The organism is Janthinobacterium sp. PSPC1-1 (assembly GCF_049897625.1).
Lineage (GTDB): Bacteria > Pseudomonadota > Gammaproteobacteria > Burkholderiales > Burkholderiaceae_D > Janthinobacterium > Janthinobacterium tructae.
The window spans coordinates 355,495-373,852 of record NZ_JAFCWP010000003.1 but is presented as its reverse complement, the minus strand read 5'-3'; the positions used below and the strand labels follow the sequence as shown (position 1 = coordinate 373,852).

At 62.0% G+C, this 18,358-nt stretch carries 17 protein-coding genes; 10 read left to right on the top strand and 7 right to left on the bottom strand.

The features are described 5' to 3' along the window. The first annotated feature begins 11 nt into the window (after positions 1-11). From ACP7EG_RS12755 to ACP7EG_RS12715, 9 genes are all read left to right on the top strand, one after another. Entirely contained in the window at positions 12-788 is a 777-nt protein-coding gene (locus ACP7EG_RS12755) for a gamma-glutamyl-gamma-aminobutyrate hydrolase family protein (protein ID WP_426087883.1), read from the top strand. A 61-nt stretch (positions 789-849) separates the two neighbouring features. Next, entirely contained in the window at positions 850-2,220 is a 1,371-nt protein-coding gene (locus tag ACP7EG_RS12750) for a glutamine synthetase family protein (protein WP_071075305.1), read from the top strand. 11 nt (positions 2,221-2,231) lie between these two features. Continuing rightward, positions 2,232-3,692 (top strand): aspartate aminotransferase family protein, encoded by a 1,461-nt coding sequence (locus tag ACP7EG_RS12745; RefSeq protein WP_426087882.1) that lies wholly within the window; start codon positions 2,232-2,234, stop codon positions 3,690-3,692. A gap of 212 nt (positions 3,693-3,904) precedes the next feature. After that, positions 3,905-5,053 (top strand): ABC transporter ATP-binding protein, encoded by a 1,149-nt coding sequence (locus tag ACP7EG_RS12740; RefSeq protein WP_426087881.1) that lies wholly within the window; start codon positions 3,905-3,907, stop codon positions 5,051-5,053. A 7-nt stretch (positions 5,054-5,060) separates the two neighbouring features. After that, on the top strand, positions 5,061-5,990 hold the full coding sequence (locus ACP7EG_RS12735) for an ABC transporter permease subunit (protein WP_426087880.1): 930 nt from the start codon (positions 5,061-5,063) through the stop codon (positions 5,988-5,990). Continuing rightward, positions 5,987-6,838, top strand: coding sequence for an ABC transporter permease subunit (locus ACP7EG_RS12730; protein WP_426087879.1), 852 nt, complete (start codon positions 5,987-5,989; stop codon positions 6,836-6,838). The genes ACP7EG_RS12735 and ACP7EG_RS12730 overlap by 4 nt, the downstream gene beginning before the upstream one ends. A gap of 30 nt (positions 6,839-6,868) precedes the next feature. Next, positions 6,869-8,359, top strand: a complete 1,491-nt coding sequence (locus ACP7EG_RS12725) for an aldehyde dehydrogenase (protein ID WP_426087878.1) — start codon at positions 6,869-6,871, stop codon at positions 8,357-8,359. A gap of 174 nt (positions 8,360-8,533) precedes the next feature. Next, positions 8,534-9,826 carry a type II toxin-antitoxin system HipA family toxin gene (locus tag ACP7EG_RS12720; RefSeq protein ID WP_426087877.1) on the top strand — a complete coding sequence of 431 codons (1,293 nt, stop codon included), beginning with the start codon at positions 8,534-8,536 and terminating at the stop codon, positions 9,824-9,826. 1 nt (position 9,827) lies between these two features. Further along, entirely contained in the window at positions 9,828-10,160 is a 333-nt protein-coding gene (locus tag ACP7EG_RS12715; RefSeq protein WP_426087876.1) for a helix-turn-helix transcriptional regulator, read from the top strand. Positions 10,161-10,174: 14 nt separating this feature from the next. Here ACP7EG_RS12715 and panB read toward each other — a convergent pair whose 3' ends face one another. From panB to ACP7EG_RS12685, 6 genes are all read right to left on the bottom strand, one after another. Beyond that, positions 10,175-11,050 carry a 3-methyl-2-oxobutanoate hydroxymethyltransferase gene (gene panB / locus ACP7EG_RS12710; protein WP_426087875.1) on the bottom strand — a complete coding sequence of 292 codons (876 nt, stop codon included), beginning with the start codon at positions 11,048-11,050 and terminating at the stop codon, positions 10,175-10,177. A gap of 108 nt (positions 11,051-11,158) precedes the next feature. Then, positions 11,159-11,635, bottom strand: a complete 477-nt coding sequence (folK, locus tag ACP7EG_RS12705) for a 2-amino-4-hydroxy-6-hydroxymethyldihydropteridine diphosphokinase (RefSeq protein WP_426087874.1) — start codon at positions 11,633-11,635, stop codon at positions 11,159-11,161. Beyond that, entirely contained in the window at positions 11,635-13,008 is a 1,374-nt protein-coding gene (pcnB, locus tag ACP7EG_RS12700; RefSeq protein WP_426087873.1) for a polynucleotide adenylyltransferase PcnB, read from the bottom strand. The genes folK and pcnB overlap by 1 nt, the downstream gene beginning before the upstream one ends. After that, positions 13,001-13,672, bottom strand: a complete 672-nt coding sequence (locus ACP7EG_RS12695) for an HAD family hydrolase (RefSeq protein WP_219891674.1) — start codon at positions 13,670-13,672, stop codon at positions 13,001-13,003. Before ACP7EG_RS12695 ends, pcnB begins: the two co-directional genes overlap by 8 nt. Further along, on the bottom strand, positions 13,672-14,340 hold the full coding sequence (gene hda, locus ACP7EG_RS12690) for a DnaA regulatory inactivator Hda (protein ID WP_034788687.1): 669 nt from the start codon (positions 14,338-14,340) through the stop codon (positions 13,672-13,674). Before hda ends, ACP7EG_RS12695 begins: the two co-directional genes overlap by 1 nt. A 76-nt stretch (positions 14,341-14,416) precedes the next feature. Further along, entirely contained in the window at positions 14,417-15,499 is a 1,083-nt protein-coding gene (locus ACP7EG_RS12685) for an AI-2E family transporter (protein WP_096238013.1), read from the bottom strand. A 188-nt stretch (positions 15,500-15,687) separates the two neighbouring features. On the opposite strand from ACP7EG_RS12685, the gene purM reads away from it, so the two are divergent. Beyond that, entirely contained in the window at positions 15,688-16,731 is a 1,044-nt protein-coding gene (purM, locus tag ACP7EG_RS12680; RefSeq protein ID WP_034788683.1) for a phosphoribosylformylglycinamidine cyclo-ligase, read from the top strand. 185 nt (positions 16,732-16,916) lie between these two features. On the opposite strand, the gene ACP7EG_RS12675 is transcribed toward purM, so the two are convergent. Further along, a complete protein-coding gene (locus ACP7EG_RS12675) occupies positions 16,917-18,248 on the bottom strand; it encodes an MFS transporter (protein WP_426087872.1) in 1,332 nt (443 codons plus the stop codon). Between the last annotated feature and the right edge of the window lie 110 nt (positions 18,249-18,358).

Below are 18,358 nucleotides of genomic sequence, written 5' to 3'. Positions count from 1 at the left end.
GGTAGCACTCTATGCGCCGTCCCATCGTTCTCGTTCCCGCCTGCCAGCGCCAGCTTGGCAGCCACGTTTGGCACATGGCGCAGGACAAATACCTGCACGCCGTGCTGCACGGCGCCGGCTGCATGCCGCTGCTGTTGCCCGCGCTGGGCCTGGACGCCGACCTGGAAGCGGCGCTGCGGATCGCCGATGGCGTCATGCTGACCGGTTCCGCCTCGAACGTCGACGCTCGCCTGTATGGCGAAGCAATTCTCCACCCCGACCTGCCGCAAGACCCCGCGCGCGACGCCACTACCTTGCCCCTGATCCGCGCCGCGCTGGCGCGCCAACTGCCTTTGCTCGCCATCTGCCGCGGCTTCCAGGAAGTCAATGTGGCCCTGGGCGGCAGCCTGCACCAGGCTGTGCATGCGCTGCCGGGCATGATGGAGCATCGGGAGAACGTGCTCGATCCCCTGGCGCGCCAGTACGCGCCCGCGCACCGCATCAAGTTGATGCCGGACGGCCTGCTGTCACGGCTGCTGGGCGGCGAGAGCGAAATGATGGTCAATTCCCTGCATGGCCAGGGCATCGCCCGGCTGGCCGATGGCTTGCTGGTGGATGCCCTGGCCGACGACGGCCTGGTGGAAGCCTATACGGTGGCCAGCGCCGCCGGTTTTACGCTGGCCGTGCAATGGCACCCGGAATGGCAGGTGGAAGACAATCCGCAGTCGATGCGCCTGTTCGGCGCCTTTGGCCAGGCGTGCCGCGATTACCAGGAACAGCAGCACAGAAAGAATGACAGGACAGGATGACAGCACGGGTGCGCCGCACCAGCAGCATGCGGCGCCTGATCAAGACCAGCGAGAGGGAAACATGGCAATACGCGAAAATTTCACCTATACGGATATGGATTTGTGGCTTAATGAAAAGCGCGTCACGGAAATCGAATGCCTGGTACCCGACTTGACGGGTGTGGCGCGCGGGAAGATCCTGCCGCGTGGGAAATTCACCCAGGAGCGCGGCATGCGCATCCCGGAAGCGGTGCTGGGCATGACCGTGACGGGCAATTACCCGGTCGACGATGGCGGCTATGACCGCGCCATTTCCAGCACCGACCGCGACATGATCTTGAAGGCCGATCCCACCACCATCACCATGGTGCCGTGGGCTACCGATCCCACCGCGCAAGTCATCCACGACTGCTATTTTTCCGATGGCGCGCTGGTCGATTTTGCTCCAAGATCTGTGCTGCGGCGCGTGCTGAAACTGTATGCGGACAAGGGCTGGAAGCCCGTGGTGGCGCCGGAGCTGGAGTTCTACCTGACGGCGAAAAACACGGATCCCGACTTGCCGCTGAAGCCGCCCATCGGCCGCAGCGGCCGGGCCGAGACCAGCCGCCAGGTGTACAGCATCGACGCCGTCAACGAGTTCGATCCCCTGTTCGAGGATATCTACGATTACTGCGAACTGATGAACCTGGACGTCGACACTTTGATCCATGAGATCGGCGCGGGGCAGATGGAAATCAACTTCCTGCACGGCGACCCGCTGGGCCTGGCCGACAAGGTCTTCTTCTTCAAGCGCACCCTGCGTGAAGCGGCTTTGAAGCACGATATGTACGCCACCTTCATGGCCAAACCCATGGCCGGCGAACCAGGGTCCGCCATGCATGTGCACCAGAGCGTCGTCGACGCGAAGACGGGCTTGAATATCTTCAGCAACGACGACGGTTCGGCCGCGCCCATCTTCAAGCATTACATCGCGGGGCTGCAGCGCTACATGCCGTCGGCCATGGCCATCGTCGCGCCCTACGTGAATTCCTACCGCCGCATCGTGCGCCATACGGCCGCGCCCATCAACATCCAGTGGGGACTGGACAACCGCACCGTGGGTTTCCGCGTGCCCGAATCGGGCGTGCAGGACCGCCGCGTGGAAAACCGCATCATCGGCGCCGACGCGAACCCGTACCTGGCGCTGGCCGTCACCCTGGCCTGCGGCTATCTGGGCATGACGGAGCAGCTGGAAGCGACGCCGATGATGGTGGGCAGCGCCTACGACATGAAGTTCGAGCTGCCGCAAGGCTTGCCCGAAGCCCTGCAGCTGTTGCGTGCGGAAGACAAGCTGCGCACGGTGCTGGGCGAGCGCTTCATCGACGTGTATGCGGCCATCAAGGACCTGGAGCACCAGGAATTCATGACGGTCATCAGTCCGTGGGAGCGCGAACACCTGTTATTACACGTTTAAAAGGAACACGCATGAGCACAACCAACAATCCGCTGGCGCCGAGCGCCGCTTTTGTCTCCTCCTTGGCGCAGAAAAACGCGGCGCCGCAGGTGTACGATACAAACGCCATCCAGAAAATGGATACGGCCCATTACCTGCACCCGTTCACCGATTTCCAGGACCTGGCATCGAAAGGCGCCAGGGTGATCGCGCGCGGCGATGGCGTCTACCTGTGGGATAGCCAGGGCAAGAAAATCGTCGACGGCATGTCGGGCCTGTGGTGCGTCAACGTGGGCTATGGACGCACTTCGATCTCGCAAGCCGTGTACCGGCAAATGGAGACGCTGCCGTTCTATAACAGCTTCTTTGGCACGACCAACGTGCCGGCCGCGCAACTGGCCGCCAAGCTGGCGCAAATATCGCCGCCGCAGTTCCAGCACGTGTTCTTCACCAGCTCCGGCTCGGAAGGCAACGACACGAACCTGCGCATGGTGCGCCGCTACTGGGACATCCTCGGCTACCAGGAGCGCCACACCATCATCAGCCGCCACAATGCGTATCACGGCAGCACGGTGGCGGGAGCGTCCCTGGGCGGAATGGATGGCATGCATGCGCAGGGCGGCTTGCCGATACCCGGTATCGCGCATATCGGCCAGCCGAATTACCTGGAATCGGGCCACGGCTTGAGTCCCGAGGAATTCGGTATCAAAGCGGCCGGCTGGCTGGAAGACAAAATCCTCGAGATCGGCGCCGACAAGGTGGCCGCCTTCATCGGCGAGCCGGTGCAGGGCGCGGGCGGCGTCATCATCCCTCCAAGTACCTACTGGCCCGAGATCCAGCGCATCTGCGACAAGTACGGCATTTTGCTGATCGCCGATGAAGTCATCTGCGGCTTCGGCCGCCTGGGGCGCTGGTTCGGCTCCGAACTGTTCGGCATCAAGCCCGACCTGATCACGTTTGCCAAGGGCGTCACCTCGGGCTACGTGCCGTTGGGCGGTGTGCTGGTGGGGGACAGGGTGGCCAAGGTGCTGATCGAGCAGGGCGGCGAATTCACGCACGGCTTTACCTATTCCGGCCATCCCGTGGCTTGTGCGGCGGCACTGGAAAACATCCGCATCATCGAGGAAGAGCAGCTGGTGGCGAAGGTGGCCGACGATACAGGGCCGTACCTGAAACAGTGCTTCGCCAGCCTGGGCGAACATCCGCTGGTCGGCTACGCGGACAGCTGCGGCCTGGTGGCGGGCCTGAACCTGGTGCGCAAGAAGGGCGCCACCGTGCACGAGAACGAGCTGTTCGACGAGGACCAGGGCGTGGGCATGCTCTGCCGTGGCCACATGTTCGACAATGGCGTCATCATGCGCGCCGTGGGCGAGCGCATGATCGTCGCCCCGCCGCTGGTCATGACGCGCGCGCAGATCGATGAGATGGTGGGCCTGATACGCGTGTGCCTGGACAAGACGTATGACGAGGTGAAGGCGAAGGGCTGGGTGTAGGTTCTGGCTGAACCCAAACGCAAGGGCTGGGGTCGTACCCTCAGGGTACGACCCCGGGGTTTGCTCTGGGGTTGGTGTCAGTTTTTCACCCAAATAGACGCTAACGCAAGTTTTTTTGGACCAGAATCGCGGCAGTTCCGCTAAACTTCCATCTTGGCCGCTACTACAGCGGCCAGTTTTTCATTTGACACCCTCTTACCCAAAGCACCCACATGACGATAGCAACACCAGCCGCGTCGGCCAGCGACGCCCCAGCGCCTTTCTTGCTGATTGATCAGCTGGTCAAGGAATTCGATGGCGTGCGCGCCGTCAATGATATTTCCGTGACGATCAACCAGGGCGAGATTTTCGCCTTGCTCGGTAGTTCAGGTTGCGGCAAGTCGACCCTGCTGCGCATGCTGGCTGGCTTCGAGACGCCGACCTCGGGCAGAATCGCCTTGGCGGGCAACAGCATCGTCAATGTGCCGCCGCACCAGCGGCCCATCAACATGATGTTCCAGTCGTACGCGCTGTTCCCGCACCTGTCCGTGTGGGACAACATCGCCTTCGGCCTGCGCCGCGACGGCTTGCCGAAAGCGGAAGTGGCGGCGCGGGTCGAACAGATGCTGGCGCTGGTGCAGCTGGGGCAGTATGCGAAGCGCAAGCCGCACCAGCTGTCGGGCGGGCAGCAGCAGCGCGTGGCGCTGGCGCGCAGCCTGGCCAAGCGGCCGCAGTTGCTGCTGCTCGACGAGCCGCTGGGTGCGCTGGATAAAAAACTGCGCGAACGCACGCAGATGGAACTGGTCAACATCATCGAGCAGGTGGGCGTCACCTGCGTGATGGTCACGCACGACCAGGATGAAGCGATGAGCATGGCCACGCGCATCGCCGTCATGAGCGAAGGGCGCATCCTGCAGGTGGGTGCACCCGGCGAAATCTACGAGACGCCGAACTGCCGTTTCGTCGCCGACTTTATCGGCAGCGTGAACCTGTTCGACGGCCGTATCACGGAAGATGAACCCGATCACGTGGTGATCGCCACGCCCGATGGCGAGCACTATGTTTCGCACGGCATCACGGGCAATCTGGGCATGGATGTTTCGGTGGCCGTGCGCCCCGAAAAAATCGGCATCCAGATCGCGCCACCCGCTCTGGAGGAGCGCGCGTCGCCGGCCGAACACGGCTACAACTGTGCCCAGGGCGTGATCGTCGCCATGGCGTATTTTGGCAATGAAACCAGCTACCATGTGCGCCTCGACAGCGGCACGGTGGTGAAAGTCTCGCGTACCAACGCGGCCCGCCACGACGCCGCGCGCCTCGAACGCGAACAGCGCGTGTGGGTCTGGTGGGATGGCGCCGATATCGTCGTGCTGACCAGCTGAGGCCATCATGACTTTCCTCCTGCAATCGCTGCGCAGCCTGCTCACCTTGCGCTGGCTCACCGGGCGCAACGCCGTCATCGCCGTGCCGGCGCTGTTCCTCACGGCGGCTTTTTTGGTGCCTTTCCTGATCGTGCTGCGCATCAGCCTGTCCGACATGGACACGGCGGGCAGCCCGTTCGGCGGCTTGCTGTCGTACGTCGATGGCATCGTCGTGCTGAAGGTGAAAATTGCCAACTACCTGTTCATCGCCGCCGATGAACTGTACCTGCTCACCTACCTCAGTTCCATCAAGTACGCGGCCATCACCACGGCCATCTGTCTGTTCATCGGCTACCCGTTCGCCTACTTCATGGCGCGCGCCAAACCGTCGATCCGGCCCGTGCTGATGCTGCTGGTGATGCTGCCGTTCTGGACCTCCTTCCTGCTGCGCGTGTATGCGTGGAAGGGCATCCTGGCCAACCACGGCTTGCTCAACGATCTGCTGATCGCCCTGGGCGTCGTGCAGGAACCGCTGCACATGATGAATACCTCATTCTCGCTGGTGGTCGGCATGGTGTACGCCTACCTGCCGTTCATGATCCTGCCCCTGTATGCGAATCTGGTGAAAATGGACGTGCGCTACCTGGAAGCGGCGGCCGACCTGGGCGCCACGCCCTTGCAGGCGTTCTGGCGCATCACGGTGCCGCTGTCGAAATCGGGCATCATCGCCGGCGCCATGCTGGTGTTCATCCCGTCCGTGGGCGAATACGTGATTCCCGAACTGCTGGGCGGCCCGGAAACGCTGATGATTGGCCGCGTGCTGTGGGATGAGTATTTCACGAATAACGACTGGGCCATGGCTTCGTCGGTGACGGTGCTGGTGGTCTTGCTGATCCTCGTGCCGATGGCCATTTTTAACAAATACAAGACGGACCAGGACGCGGAGGAGCGCACATGAACGGACGTACCTTTTTACAGCGCTGGTTCGGGCGCGGCTGGCTCGGGCTCGGCTATCTGTTCCTCTACCTGCCCATCTTCGTGCTGATTGTCTTTTCGTTCAACAGCTCGCGCCAGGACATGGTGTGGAGCGGCTTTTCGCTGCGCTGGTACAGCGAGTTGATGAGCGATACGCAGATCATCTCGGGTTTCGGTTTGTCGCTGAAGATCGCCTTCATGTCGGCCACCTCTTCCGTCATTCTCGGTACCTTCGCCGCCTTTGCGCTGACCAATTACCAGCGCTTCCGCGGCCGCACCTTGTTCTCGTCCATGGTCAGCGCGCCTTTGGTGATGCCGGAAGTGATCATCGGCCTGTCCTTGCTGCTGATGCTGGTGTCCATGCAAAAGGTCTTTGGCTTTCCCGAGCGGGGCGTGCTGACGATGTGGTTCGGTCACACCCTGTTGGGCATGGCGTATGCGGCCGTGGTGGTGCAGTCGCGCCTGCAGGAGATGAGTAAATCGTTGGCCGAGGCGGCGATGGACTTGGGCTGCCGCGCGCACCAGGTATTCTTCCTCGTGACCCTGCCGAACATCACGCAGGCGCTGGCGTCGGCCTGGCTGCTGACGTTCACCCTGTCGCTGGACGACGTGGTGTTGTCAGCCTTTTTGTCCGGCCCCGGTTCGACGACGATGCCGCTGGTGATCTTCTCGCGCGCGCGCCTGGGGCTCGATCCGCGTGTGAATGCCATCGCCGCGCTGACGATTCTGGTGGTGACGCTCGCCGTGATCGTGTACGCCGTGATGCTGGCGCGCGCCGACCGGCAGCGCCGCAAGCAACTGTCTGCGGCCTATTTGGCAGACCAGGAGTAAGCTGCTCTTACACTGACACAGGAGATGACCATGACGGAAAACACCAGCTGGCATGCACGGGCCGCAGCGCTCGCGATCGATGGACGCGCCTTCATCAACGGCGAGCGGGTCCCGGCCAGGTCCGGCCAGACTTTCGACAATCTGTCGCCCATCGACGGGCGCCTGCTGGGGCAGGTGGCCCGCTGCGATGGCGCCGACGTGGACGCGGCCGTGCAGGCCTCCCGCGCCGCCTTCGATGAGCGCCGCTGGGCAGGCAAGTCGCCCGCGCAGCGCAAGCGGATATTGATCAAGTTCGCCGACCTGGTGCAGCAATACGGTCCCGAACTGGCCCTGCTGGAAACGCTGGACATGGGCAAACCGATCAAGTACAGCCAGAGCGTGGACGTGGGCGCCACGGCCAATTGCCTGCGCTGGTATGGCGAGGCGATCGACAAGGTCTACGATGAAATCGCCCCGACCCCTGCCAACAGCCTGGCCCTGATCACGCGCGAACCGGTCGGTGTCGTCGCCGCCATCGTGCCGTGGAATTACCCGATGATCATGGCGGCCTGGAAGATCGCGCCGGCCCTCGCGGCCGGCAACAGCGTGATATTGAAACCGTCTGAAAAATCGCCGCTGACGGCGCTGCGCCTGGCCGACATCGCGCTCGAAGCGGGCGTGCCGGCCGGTGTCTTCAACGTGCTGCCAGGTTACGGTAATGAGGCCGGCGCCGCGCTGGCGCTGCACATGGATGTCGATTGCATCGGCTTTACGGGTTCCACGCGCACGGGCAAGTTGATCGTGCAGATGGCGGGCCAGTCGAACCTGAAGCGGGCGTGGACGGAACTGGGCGGCAAGTCCGCCAACATCGTCTGCGCCGATTGCCCGGACCTGGACAAGGCCGTGGCAGCGGCCGTCGGTTCCATCTTCTTCAACCAGGGCGAAAGCTGCAATGCACCCTCGCGCCTGTTCGTGGAAGAATCGATCAAGGAAGAATTTATCGCCAAGGCGCTGGCCATGCTGCCCCGCTTCCAGCCTGGCGATCCGCTCGACGACGCCACCGTCATGGGCGCGATTGTCGACGCCACGCAAATGCAAACGGTGATGGGCTATATCGCGGCGGGCAAGAACGAAGGCGCACAACTGCTCGGTGGCGGCGAGGCCGTGCGCCTTGATACGGGGGGCTATTACGTGCAGCCGACCGTGTTTGGCGGCGTGGAGGCCGGCATGACGATCGCGCGCGAAGAGATCTTCGGCCCCGTGCTGTCCGTGCTGGGCTTTACGGATATCGCCGAAGCCATCAAACAGGCCAACGCCACGCCGTACGGCTTGCAGGCGGCCGTGTGGACCTCCGACATCACCAAGGCGATCCAGACGGCGCGTGCCCTGCGTGCGGGCACCGTGCACGTCAACCAGTACGACGGCGACGACATCACCGTGCCGTTCGGCGGCTACAAGCAGTCGGGCAACGGGCGCGACAAGTCATTGCACGCCCTGGACAAGTACACGGAGCTGAAGACGACGTGGATACAAGTGGGGTAATTACTATAAGGGTACTTAAAAGGGCTAATTAAGGGTGTTGCCGGCTTAAAATAGTTCTTTTAGGGCCTATTGAATTTTTCATGGCGCTGCACTTGCTAAAATTTGGATCGTATAAGTGCTAATTTAAGGATAAACTGAACACAATTAGCTACTATAAGATCCAGTGGAGCCGCCATGCAATGCCATTTTCAAATTTTTCATGATGATGCGTGGCACGATTGCGCATCGCTGACTTTGCTTGAGCCTGCAGGCGGCAATCCACGCACCGCTGCCCTGTTCGAGTATGACCTCGATTATGCCTTCTTCAAGCTTGAGAGTGGACCTGTCTCGCTGCGTTTTCCCGTCACGGCAGAGATGCAGAAGCTGGCGCAATGGCCAGCCTTTATCTTTGACCTGATTCCCCAGGGGAGCGGACGGACATATCTGCTTGGGCAGCTGCAACTGGCCGATGGTCCGGCTGCCGATTTTCCGCTGATGTGCGCCGGCGCATTCAATCCCGTCGGGCGCGTGCGCATCGCCGAGGCCGTGCAGTACTACGCACAACATATGAATCGCCACGACAAGGGCAAGCCGCTGAGCGGCTTTTCACTGGACGAGATCATAGGTCGCGGCGATGCCTTCAATGAGCGCATGCTGATGCATGGCATGCTGGCCGCCGGCAGTCTGGGGGTGCAAGGAGCGGCGCCGAAATATCTGCTGACCACCGACCATGCCGGTCTCTGGCATGCCGATGGCGCCCTGGCGGACGAGTACGCGGCTGCCCATTTCATCGTCAAGCGTCCGCGCGGAAAGACCGCCAGCGACGCCAAGGTATTGCGGAATGAAGCCGCATACATGACTGTGGCACGCGCGGTGGGCTTGCGCACCGAAGGCCGGCTGCGCTACCAGGACGATACCTTGTTCATTCCCCGTTTTGACCGCTGCATCCGGGATGGAAAAGTGCTGCGGCTGCATCAGGAAAGTGCCGCTTCGCTGGCAGGTATTGTTGGCTTTGAAGCCACGCCCAGCCAGTTCGACCTATTGCAGGCGCTGCGCGCCGTCGTCAGCGACAAGACTGCGGAAACCATCGAATTTCTCAAACGCGATATCTTGAACCTGGCCATGCGCAATACCGATAATCACGCACGCAATACGGCGGTGCAGCAAGTTGGTGCCGAGGTGCGCCTCACGCCGCTGTTCGATTTTGCGCCGATGTACCTGGATCCGGATGGCATACCACGCGCGGCGCGCTGGTATCACCCGGATACCAAAAACGAGCTGCATGACTGGACGACGATACTGGCTACGATCGGCATGCCGGACGTGGAGCGCCAGCAGATCCGCCTCGCGCTATACGGATTTTCCCGGCACCTGGTTGCGCTGGAACAGCATATGCAGGAGGCAGGCGTGGATGATGACATCATTGCTTTCATCCGGCCACATATCGCCGGGCAGATCGAACAGCTCAAGGCATTGGGAGAGCACTGACATGGCGCGTACGAAAAAGACCGTTGACAAGGAAGAGTTGCGGCAGCGCAGGGCAGTGCTTTACGAAGCCATTGAAGCAGGCGCCGTCACGCTACAGCACGCCGTCAAGGAAATGCGCGCCATCTCGCGCATGACGCAGGCAGAGTTTGCGACGCACCGGGGCGTGAGCACCAAGGTCATCAAGGAGATCGAGAGCGGCAAGGGCAATCCGACCATCCAGACACTGAACCGTATCGGGCAATTCTTTGGCCTGGAGGTGGCGTTTGTACGCACAGAAACGCTGCGCGAAAAAAAAATCGCCCCGACGAGTGCCGGGGCGATATCGCCTCAATAGGCTAGATCAGAAGATCAGAAGCAGTGTTCCAGCGCCGGGAAGCTGCCATCCTTGACGGCTTTGACGTAGCCGGTGACGGCGTCGTCGATGCTGGCCGCGCCTTCCATGAAGTTGCGCACGAAGCGCGCCTTGCGGCCTGGGAACACGCCCAGCATGTCGTGCATGACGAGCACCTGGCCCGAGCAGTCGGGACCGGCGCCGATGCCGATGGTGGGGATCGTCAGCATGTCGGTCACTTCCTTGCCCAGCTGCGACGGCATGGCTTCCATCAGCACGATGGCGGCGCCCGCGTTTTGCAGCGCCAGCGCGTCGTTCTTCAGCTCTGCGGCGCTTTCCGTGCTCTTGCCCTGCACCTTGTAGCCGCCCAGCTGGTGCACCGATTGCGGCGTCAGGCCGATGTGGGCGCAGATGGGGATGCCGCGCTGCGTGAGGAAACGGACGGTCTCGGCCAGCCAGGCGCCGCCTTCGATCTTGATCATGTGCGCGCCAGCCTGCATCAGGATGACGGCGTTGGCATACGCTGTTTCGGGCGTGCCGTACGCGCCGAACGGCAGGTCGGACATGATCATGGCCGACTTGGCGCCGCGCGCCACGGAAGCCGTGTGGTAAGCCAGTTCGGCCACGGTGACGGGCAGGGTGGAGTTGTGGCCGTTGCAGACCATGCCGAGCGAATCGCCGATCAGCAGGATCTCTACGCCGCAGCGGTCCATCAGCGACGCGAAGCTGGCGTCATAGCAGGTCAGCATGGTGATCTTTTCGCGGGCGGCGCGCAGCGTGGCCAGGGTGTGGATGGTCACGGCCTTGTTGGCGACAGGCTTGGATGGCGCCGGCGCCGGTGTGGCGGCCTTGTCTTTTGCGGCCAGATCTGTTCCTTGCAAATAAGCGGACATAGGTATTCTCTAGAGTGAAAGGGGGGTGATGCTATTGCGACGCCGCTAGTGTAGTACTTTATATGGCGGCGTGCAGGGGCGGCATTGTAGAGCAATGCCGCGTGGCGCTCAGAGCTGGCTGATGGCCTGGTCAGCGACGCTTGCCAGGTAGTCCTGCGCCGCCCCGAGGCCGGGCACGACGACGGCGGGCGCCAGTTCGAGCAGCGGCACCAGCACGAAGGCGCGCTCGGTGATGCGTGGATGCGGCACCGTCAGGCTCGCGCTGGTGATCTGTTCATCGCCGTACAGCAGCAAGTCCAGGTCCAGCGTGCGCGGGGCGTTGCGGTAAGGCCGTTCGCGCCCGTGCGCCGCCTCGATGGCGTGCAACGCCAGCAGCAGCTCTTCGGCCGGCAGGGTGGTCGTGATGCGCGCCACGGCGTTGATGTAGTCGTCACCGCTGGAATCGATGGGCGCCGTGCGGTAGCTGGACGAGGCGTCCAGCAAGCTGGCGCCGGGCAGGCGCGCCAGGCGCGCAATCGCATCCTGTACATTCGCGCGCGCGTCGCCCAGGTTGGCACCGATGCCGATGTAAGCAATGACGACCATTATTCGTCGCTGCTGCTGCCGGTGGTCGAGCCGCCTGTACTCGTCTTGCTGCGCGTGCTGCGGCGTGGCGGACGCTTCTTCTTGACGGCGCCCGGCGCGGCATTCGCGCTGACGAGCAGCGCTTCGCGCGTTTCCTCGTCGCCCTCATAAAAGGCGGTCCACCACTCGCCGATCTCCATGTCGATCTCGCCCGAGGCGCAGCGCAGCAGCAGGAAGTCGTAGCCGGCGCGGAAGCGCAGGTGTTCCAGCAGTTTATGCGGCGCCTTGCCGACGCGGCGCTCGAAACGGGGCTGCATCGACCAGATGTCGCGCATGTCCGAGCCGATCTTGCGCTGCAGGGCCAGTTTTTCCGTTTGCGAGTCGAGCACGTCGTCGGCCGCCAGGTGCAGCGCGGGAATCGTCGACTCGCCGGCGGCGCGGTAGGCCGTCCATTTTTCCAGCACCTGGTGCCACAGCAGCGAGGCAAACAGGAAGCCTGGCGAGACGGTCTTGCCGGCGGCGATGCGTTGATCCGTGGCGTCCAGTGCCAGGGTGACGAATTTCGCGCCCAGCGGCTGCTCCAGCACCACGTCGAGCAGCGGCAGCAAGCCATGATGCAAGCCTTCCTTACGCAGTTGCTGCAGGCAGGCCAGCGCGTGGCCGCTCATCAGGAGTTTCAGCATCTCGTCGAACACGCGCGGCGCGGGCACATTGTTGATCAGCGGCGCCATGATGGGAATCGGCGCGGCCGTATGCGGCTCGATGGTGAATTTCAGCTTGGCGGCGAAGCGCACCACGCGCAGCATGCGCACCGGGTCTTCGCGGTAGCGTTCTTCGGGCTTGCCGATCATGCGCAAGGTCTTGGCGCGGATATCTTCCACGCCGCCGTGGTAATCGAGCACTTCCTGCGTTGCCGGGTTGTAGTACATGGCGTTGATGGTGAAGTCGCGGCGCAGCGCATCTTCGTGCTGCAAGCCGAAGGTATTGTCGCGCAGGACGCGGCCATGTTCATCCTTGGGTGCGGAGTCGGCGCCGGCGCCGCGGAAGGTCGTCACTTCCAGCAAATCCTGGCCGAACATCACGTGCACGATCTGGAAGCGCTTGCCGATGATGAAGGCGCGGCGGAACAATCGCTTGACCTGTTCCGGCGTGGCGTTGGTGGCAATGTCGAAGTCCTTGGGTTTGACGCCCAGCAGCAGGTCGCGCACGGCGCCGCCGACGACAAAGGCCTCAAAACCGGCTTCCTGCAGGCTGCTGGTGACGCGGATGGCATTCGACGACACCAGTTTCGGGTCGATTCCGTGTTGCGCGGGACCGAGCACGATGGGTGCTGTGGTGTCGCGCGCTGCCTCTTTTTTAACGCCGAGGATCTTGCGGATGAATTTTTTAATCATTGAATAAGTGGAGTGATGGCCAGCCGTGGAGGGATGCGTGTGCGCTCAAAGCGGTGTTGGGATTGGTCGCGACAGGGTGGGTCACGACCGATAGCAAGGGGATGTCATTGTGTGAATCGCTGTAAAAATAGCTGCGCTCGAACTGGCCCAGTTCCTTGCCCATCTTTTCCAGCCAGGCGTGGGTGTGGGTCAGCTTGCCCGCGCCCAGGGTCGGCGTGCCCAGCAGCTTGCCCGTGACGTTGCCTGCAGCGTCATATTCGGGCATGGCGGCCAGCAGATGCTCGACGCCCAGCGCATCGGCGATGGGCTTGGTGATGAAATGGTTGGTGGCCGTGACGATGGCCAGCAAATCGCCCGCATCCTGGTGCTGCTTGAGCAGGGCCACGACTTCGGGGCGGATGGACGGCAAGACCACTTCGGCCATGAATTGCCGGTGCAGCGCTTCCAGGCGTTCGCGCGGAAACTGCGCCAGGGTGCCCAGCGAGAATTCCAGGTATTCCACCGGATCCAGGGTGCCGGCCTGGTACTGCGCGAAAAATTCGTCATTGCGACGGGTGAATTCGGCGGCGTCCACGGCACCGATGCGTACCAGGAATTCGCCCCACTCGTGATCCGAGTCGATGGGCAGCAGGGTGTGGTCGAGGTCAAACAGGGCCAGATTCATCATTCTTTCGCTTCCGCCTGCAGCAACTCGCGCAACAATGGCAAGGTGATCGGGCGTTGGGTTTCAAGGGAGTAGAGGTCGAGAGAGTCCAGCATCGTCGACAGCGAACGCATGTCGCGCCGGAAATGGGACAGCAGATAGGGTAACACGCCCGGCGACAAGGTCAAGCCGCGGGTGGTGGCCGCCTGGGTCAGGGCGGCGATTTTTTCATCGTCGGTCAAGCCGTGGATCTGATAGATCAGGCCCCAGCCCATGCGCGTGCGCAAGTCTTCGCGCACGGGCAGCACGGCTGGCGGCACGGCGCCGCTGCACACCATGTAGGCCTTGTTGGCGCGGATTTCATTGAACAGGGCAAAGGCGTCGATCTGCGCCAGCGGCGACAGCTTTTCGCAGTCGTCGAGCAGGTACAGGTCGACGTCGGGCGAATACACGAATTCGGACTCGATCGAGAACGGCGAAATGTAGCGCGCGCGCTCGGTGCTGGCCAGGGCCTTGAGCAGATGGCTCTTGCCGGCGGCCAGTTCGCCCCACAGGTAGGCAAAATGTTCGCGCGACGTGCGCGCGGCGAACTGGCGCATCAGCTGCGCCACTTCGGCATTCTGTCCCACCTCGAAGGTATCGAGGCTGTGCGCCTGGTCTGTGCCTAAATCGAGCACCAGTTGTTTCATGGCGTACGCCTTGTCCTGTTTTTCATTACTGCATGTGCATCGTGGTATTGCCAGGTTGATATGATATCCGCTTTTACTAGGTATTATAGAAGCTGCTGGAGAGGTAGTGGCGTCTTAGATGCTTAAAAGCGACCATCAGGACGGCAGAAGCGGGTAAAGCGAGCAAAACGCCGACGAAACCGAACAGTTGTCCGAAAGCCAATAAAGCGAAAATGACGGCCAGCGGGTTCAGGCCGATGCGCTCGCCCACCAGGCGTGGCGTGAGGAAAAAGCCTTCGATGACCTGGCCGCAGCCGTAGATGACGGCGACGGCGATCACGCCGCTCCAGTCGGCAAACTGCAGCAGGGCGGCGATCAGGGCCAGCATCAGTCCCAGGCCGAAGCCCAGGTAGGGGATGAACACCAGCAAGCCCGTAATGATGCCGACAGGCAATGCGACTTCAAAACCGGCGATGGCCAGCGCCACCGAGTAATACGTGGCCAGCACCAGCATGACGAGCAACTGGCCGCGCAGGTATTGCGCCAGCAGGGTATCGACTTCCTGCGCCATGCCCACCGTGCGCCCGACCCAGCGGCGCGGCACGGCGCCGGCGATACGTGCCAGCATCGGATGCCAGTCCAGCAACAGGTAGAACAACACGACGGGAATCAGCACCACGGTGGCCAGCCAGCCCAGCACGGCCGTGCCACCGATGCGCGCCGAGGCCAGCACGGTGCTCCAGATTTCATCGCCACTGGTGGCCATCTGCTGGCCCAGCATGCGTTTGATGCCCGTGCCGTCCAGGCGTACCCGGATGCCCAGGTCGCGCAGTTTTGGCGCCAGGAAATCATTCGCCTTGTTCAGGAACTGCGGGATCTGCGCTTGCAGCAAGGGGATTTCCTTTTGCAACACGGGCACGACGATCAGCACCAGCGCCGTGATCGCGAGGAAAAACAACACCACGACGACCAGCACGGCCAGCGGTCGGGGCACGTAAAAGCGCTTGTAATGCAGGCGTTGCAAGCGGTCCACGCCAGGATTGAGCACGTAGGCGAGGATGGCGGCGGCCAGGAAGGGCGTCAGGATGGGGCCCAGGCTGACGAGCAGCAGCAAGAATGCCAGCCAGACCGCGATCCAAAATGCTGTTTGCTTCTGCTCGGCGGTGATGGCGAATGGCATGTAGTTTGTGCTGTTGCGTTAAAAAAAGGCAGTTAATTACGAAATGGCGAGGCAGTTTGATAAAATAGCGTCTTGATCGACCGAATTCACCCGCTGGCAGCCTGCCGCACGATGTTGAAAAACATGCTTGCGCGCGCGTACCGGCGGGTATCCGCCTTCTATTTTACCGCCTCCGCTGCCACCACACCATGAACCAGACTTCTAATGTTTCCCTTTCCTACCGTGACGCTGGCGTCGATATCGACGCAGGCGACGCTTTAGTCGAAGCAATCAAGCCGTTTGCCAAGCGCACCCTGCGCGAAGGCGTGATGGGCGGCCTGGGCGGTTTTGGCGCCATGTTCGAAATCAGCAAGAAGTATAAGGAACCGGTGCTGGTCTCGGGCACCGACGGCGTCGGCACCAAATTGCGCCTGGCGTTCGAACTGAACCGCCATGACACGGTCGGCATCGACCTGGTCGCCATGAGCGTCAACGACATCCTGGTGCAAGGCGCCGAACCGCTGTTCTTCCTCGACTATTTCGCTTGCGGCAAGCTGGACGTGGCGATTGCCACCGACGTCATCAAGGGCATCGCCCAGGGTTGCGAACAAGCGGGCTGCGCGCTGATCGGCGGCGAAACGGCGGAAATGCCGAGCATGTACCCTGCCGGCGAATACGACCTGGCAGGTTTTGCCGTCGGCGCCGTGGAAAAATCGAAAATCATCGACGGCACCAAGATCGCTCCGGGCGACGTGGTGCTGGGCCTGGCCTCGTCGGGCGTGCACTCGAACGGTTATTCGCTGGTGCGCAAGATCATCGAAGTGGCAAAACCGGACTTGGAAGGCGATTTCCATGGCCGTAAACTGGCCGACGTGCTGATGCAGCCGACGCGCATCTACGTCAAGCCGCTGCTGGCGCTGATGGATGCCATGGAAGTCAAAGGCATGGTGCACATCACCGGTGGCGGCCTGGTGGAAAACATCCCGCGCGTGCTGCAGCCTGGCCTGGTGGCCGAACTGGACTCGAAGGCATGGACCATGCCACCGCTGTTCACGTGGCTGCAACAGCATGGCGGCGTGGCTGACGCCGAAATGCACCGCGTCTTCAACTGCGGCATCGGCATGACCGTCATCGTTTCGCAGGAAAACGCGGACGCTGCCATCGCCCAGCTGCAAGCGGCCGGCGAAACTGTCTCGCGCATCGGTACCATCCGCGCCCGCGTGGGTGATGAGCATCAAACCATCGTGATCTGATCGCACCTGACCAAACCTACTGCGCGCCGCGCTTTGCGGCCTGCGATGCTCACCGTACTAGAGTACGGTTGCGCTTCTTAGCCACAAATCACTGGCGCTCGCTACGGTTTTGTCAGGCGCCGTGGCGTACGTAAGAAAAAAGCAGGCCTCTTTGAGAGCCTGCTTTTTTTACGCCTGTTGCCAGCTTACCTTGCGTGCGCCGTCTTCATGTGGCCATCCGGCTGCGCGCCGCCTTTGCCGATCATGGCCACGCTGACGGCCGAGACGAGGGAGGCGAACAGGATGTAGCCGACGATGTGCCATGGCTCGCCATTGCCCGTTTTCAGCAGGTAGGTGGCGATGATGGGCGTCAGGCCGCTGGCGAAGATGCCGGAGAACTGGTACACGAAGGAGATGCCCGTGTAGCGCACCTTGGCATCGAACAGGTCGCAGAACAGGGCCGCTTCCGGGCCATACACGGCCGAATACAGCACGCCCAGCGGGATGATCACGGAACACCACAGCAGCAGCGGATTGTCGGCGTGATGCAGCATGATCCAGAAGGCGGGAATCGATGACACGCCAGTGATCAATGCACCCCAGAAGAACACCTTGCTGCGCCCGATGCGGTCCGACAGGCGGCCGAAGAAGGGGATGCAAAAGCACATCACGACGGCCGACGCCATCACGCCCATCAGCGCTTCCGTGCGATCTATCTTGATGGTGTTGGTCAGATAGGTGATGGAAAACACGCCGAAGATGTTGAAGAACACGCCGTCGATATAGCGTGCACCCATGCCTTTCAATACATTGCCCGGATAGCGCTTCAGCAGGTCGAAGAACGGAATCTGCGTCTCCGCGTTCTTCTCTTTCACCACCTGGAATTCCGGCGTTTCCATCACGTTCAGGCGTATCCACATGCCGATGAAGACCAGGGCCGCCGACAGAATGAAGGCGACGCGCCAGCCCCACGCGAGGAACTGCGCATCCGTCAAAGTGTACGAGAGGATCGCCACCACGCCGGAAGCGAGGCACAGGCCGATGGCCAGGCCAATCTGCGGCAGGCTGGCATAGAAGCCGCGCTCTTTCGGCGGCGCGTATTCGTACGCCATCAGCACGGCGCCGCCCCATTCGCCCCCGAGGCCGATACCCTGCAGCACGCGCAGGAACAGCAGCAGGCCGGGCGCCCAGTAGCCGATATGGTCGTAGGTCGGCAGCACGCCGATCAGGAAGGTGGAGATTCCCATGATCATCAGGGTCATCACCAGCATGCTCTTGCGGCCGATCTTGTCGCCGAAATGGCCGAAGATCACGCCGCCGATGGGACGCGACAAAAAGCCCACGGCGAAGGTGCCGTAGGCCAGCATGGTCGAGACGAGCGGATCGCCGCCCGGAAAATACAGCTTGCTGAACACGATGCCGGCGACGACGCCGTATAAAAAGAAGTCGTACCACTCGATGGTGGCGCCGATCACGCTGGCCATCACGACTTTCCGTAGCTCTTTGGCTTTTTTCGGATGGTTCGGATTGTTATCCATAATATCTAGTCTCCAATCGATATCGATTATGTGTTTTTTTCTGATGCTAGGCTTGTCGCCGAGTCATTGGGAGCGGGGCCGTCTGCCCGCCGCTGGCATCCTCCTTGCAG

Coding starts and splice junctions, on each gene's coding strand:
- ACP7EG_RS12735 (WP_426087880.1), top strand. CDS start 5,061: ATGACTTTCCTCCTGCAATCGCTGCGCAGCCTGCTCACCTTGCGCTGG.
- purM (WP_034788683.1), top strand. CDS start 15,688: ATGAACCAGACTTCTAATGTTTCCCTTTCCTACCGTGACGCTGGCGTC.
- ACP7EG_RS12745 (WP_426087882.1), top strand. CDS start 2,232: ATGAGCACAACCAACAATCCGCTGGCGCCGAGCGCCGCTTTTGTCTCC.
- ACP7EG_RS12725 (WP_426087878.1), top strand. CDS start 6,869: ATGACGGAAAACACCAGCTGGCATGCACGGGCCGCAGCGCTCGCGATC.
- ACP7EG_RS12720 (WP_426087877.1), top strand. CDS start 8,534: ATGCAATGCCATTTTCAAATTTTTCATGATGATGCGTGGCACGATTGC.
- hda (WP_034788687.1), bottom strand. CDS start 14,340: ATGAAACAACTGGTGCTCGATTTAGGCACAGACCAGGCGCACAGCCTC.
- ACP7EG_RS12675 (WP_426087872.1), bottom strand. CDS start 18,248: ATGGATAACAATCCGAACCATCCGAAAAAAGCCAAAGAGCTACGGAAA.
- folK (WP_426087874.1), bottom strand. CDS start 11,635: ATGGTCGTCATTGCTTACATCGGCATCGGTGCCAACCTGGGCGACGCG.
- panB (WP_426087875.1), bottom strand. CDS start 11,050: ATGTCCGCTTATTTGCAAGGAACAGATCTGGCCGCAAAAGACAAGGCC.
- ACP7EG_RS12755 (WP_426087883.1), top strand. CDS start 12: ATGCGCCGTCCCATCGTTCTCGTTCCCGCCTGCCAGCGCCAGCTTGGC.
- ACP7EG_RS12730 (WP_426087879.1), top strand. CDS start 5,987: ATGAACGGACGTACCTTTTTACAGCGCTGGTTCGGGCGCGGCTGGCTC.
- ACP7EG_RS12695 (WP_219891674.1), bottom strand. CDS start 13,672: ATGAATCTGGCCCTGTTTGACCTCGACCACACCCTGCTGCCCATCGAC.
- ACP7EG_RS12750 (WP_071075305.1), top strand. CDS start 850: ATGGCAATACGCGAAAATTTCACCTATACGGATATGGATTTGTGGCTT.
- ACP7EG_RS12685 (WP_096238013.1), bottom strand. CDS start 15,499: ATGCCATTCGCCATCACCGCCGAGCAGAAGCAAACAGCATTTTGGATC.
- ACP7EG_RS12740 (WP_426087881.1), top strand. CDS start 3,905: ATGACGATAGCAACACCAGCCGCGTCGGCCAGCGACGCCCCAGCGCCT.
- ACP7EG_RS12715 (WP_426087876.1), top strand. CDS start 9,828: ATGGCGCGTACGAAAAAGACCGTTGACAAGGAAGAGTTGCGGCAGCGC.
- pcnB (WP_426087873.1), bottom strand. CDS start 13,008: ATGATTAAAAAATTCATCCGCAAGATCCTCGGCGTTAAAAAAGAGGCA.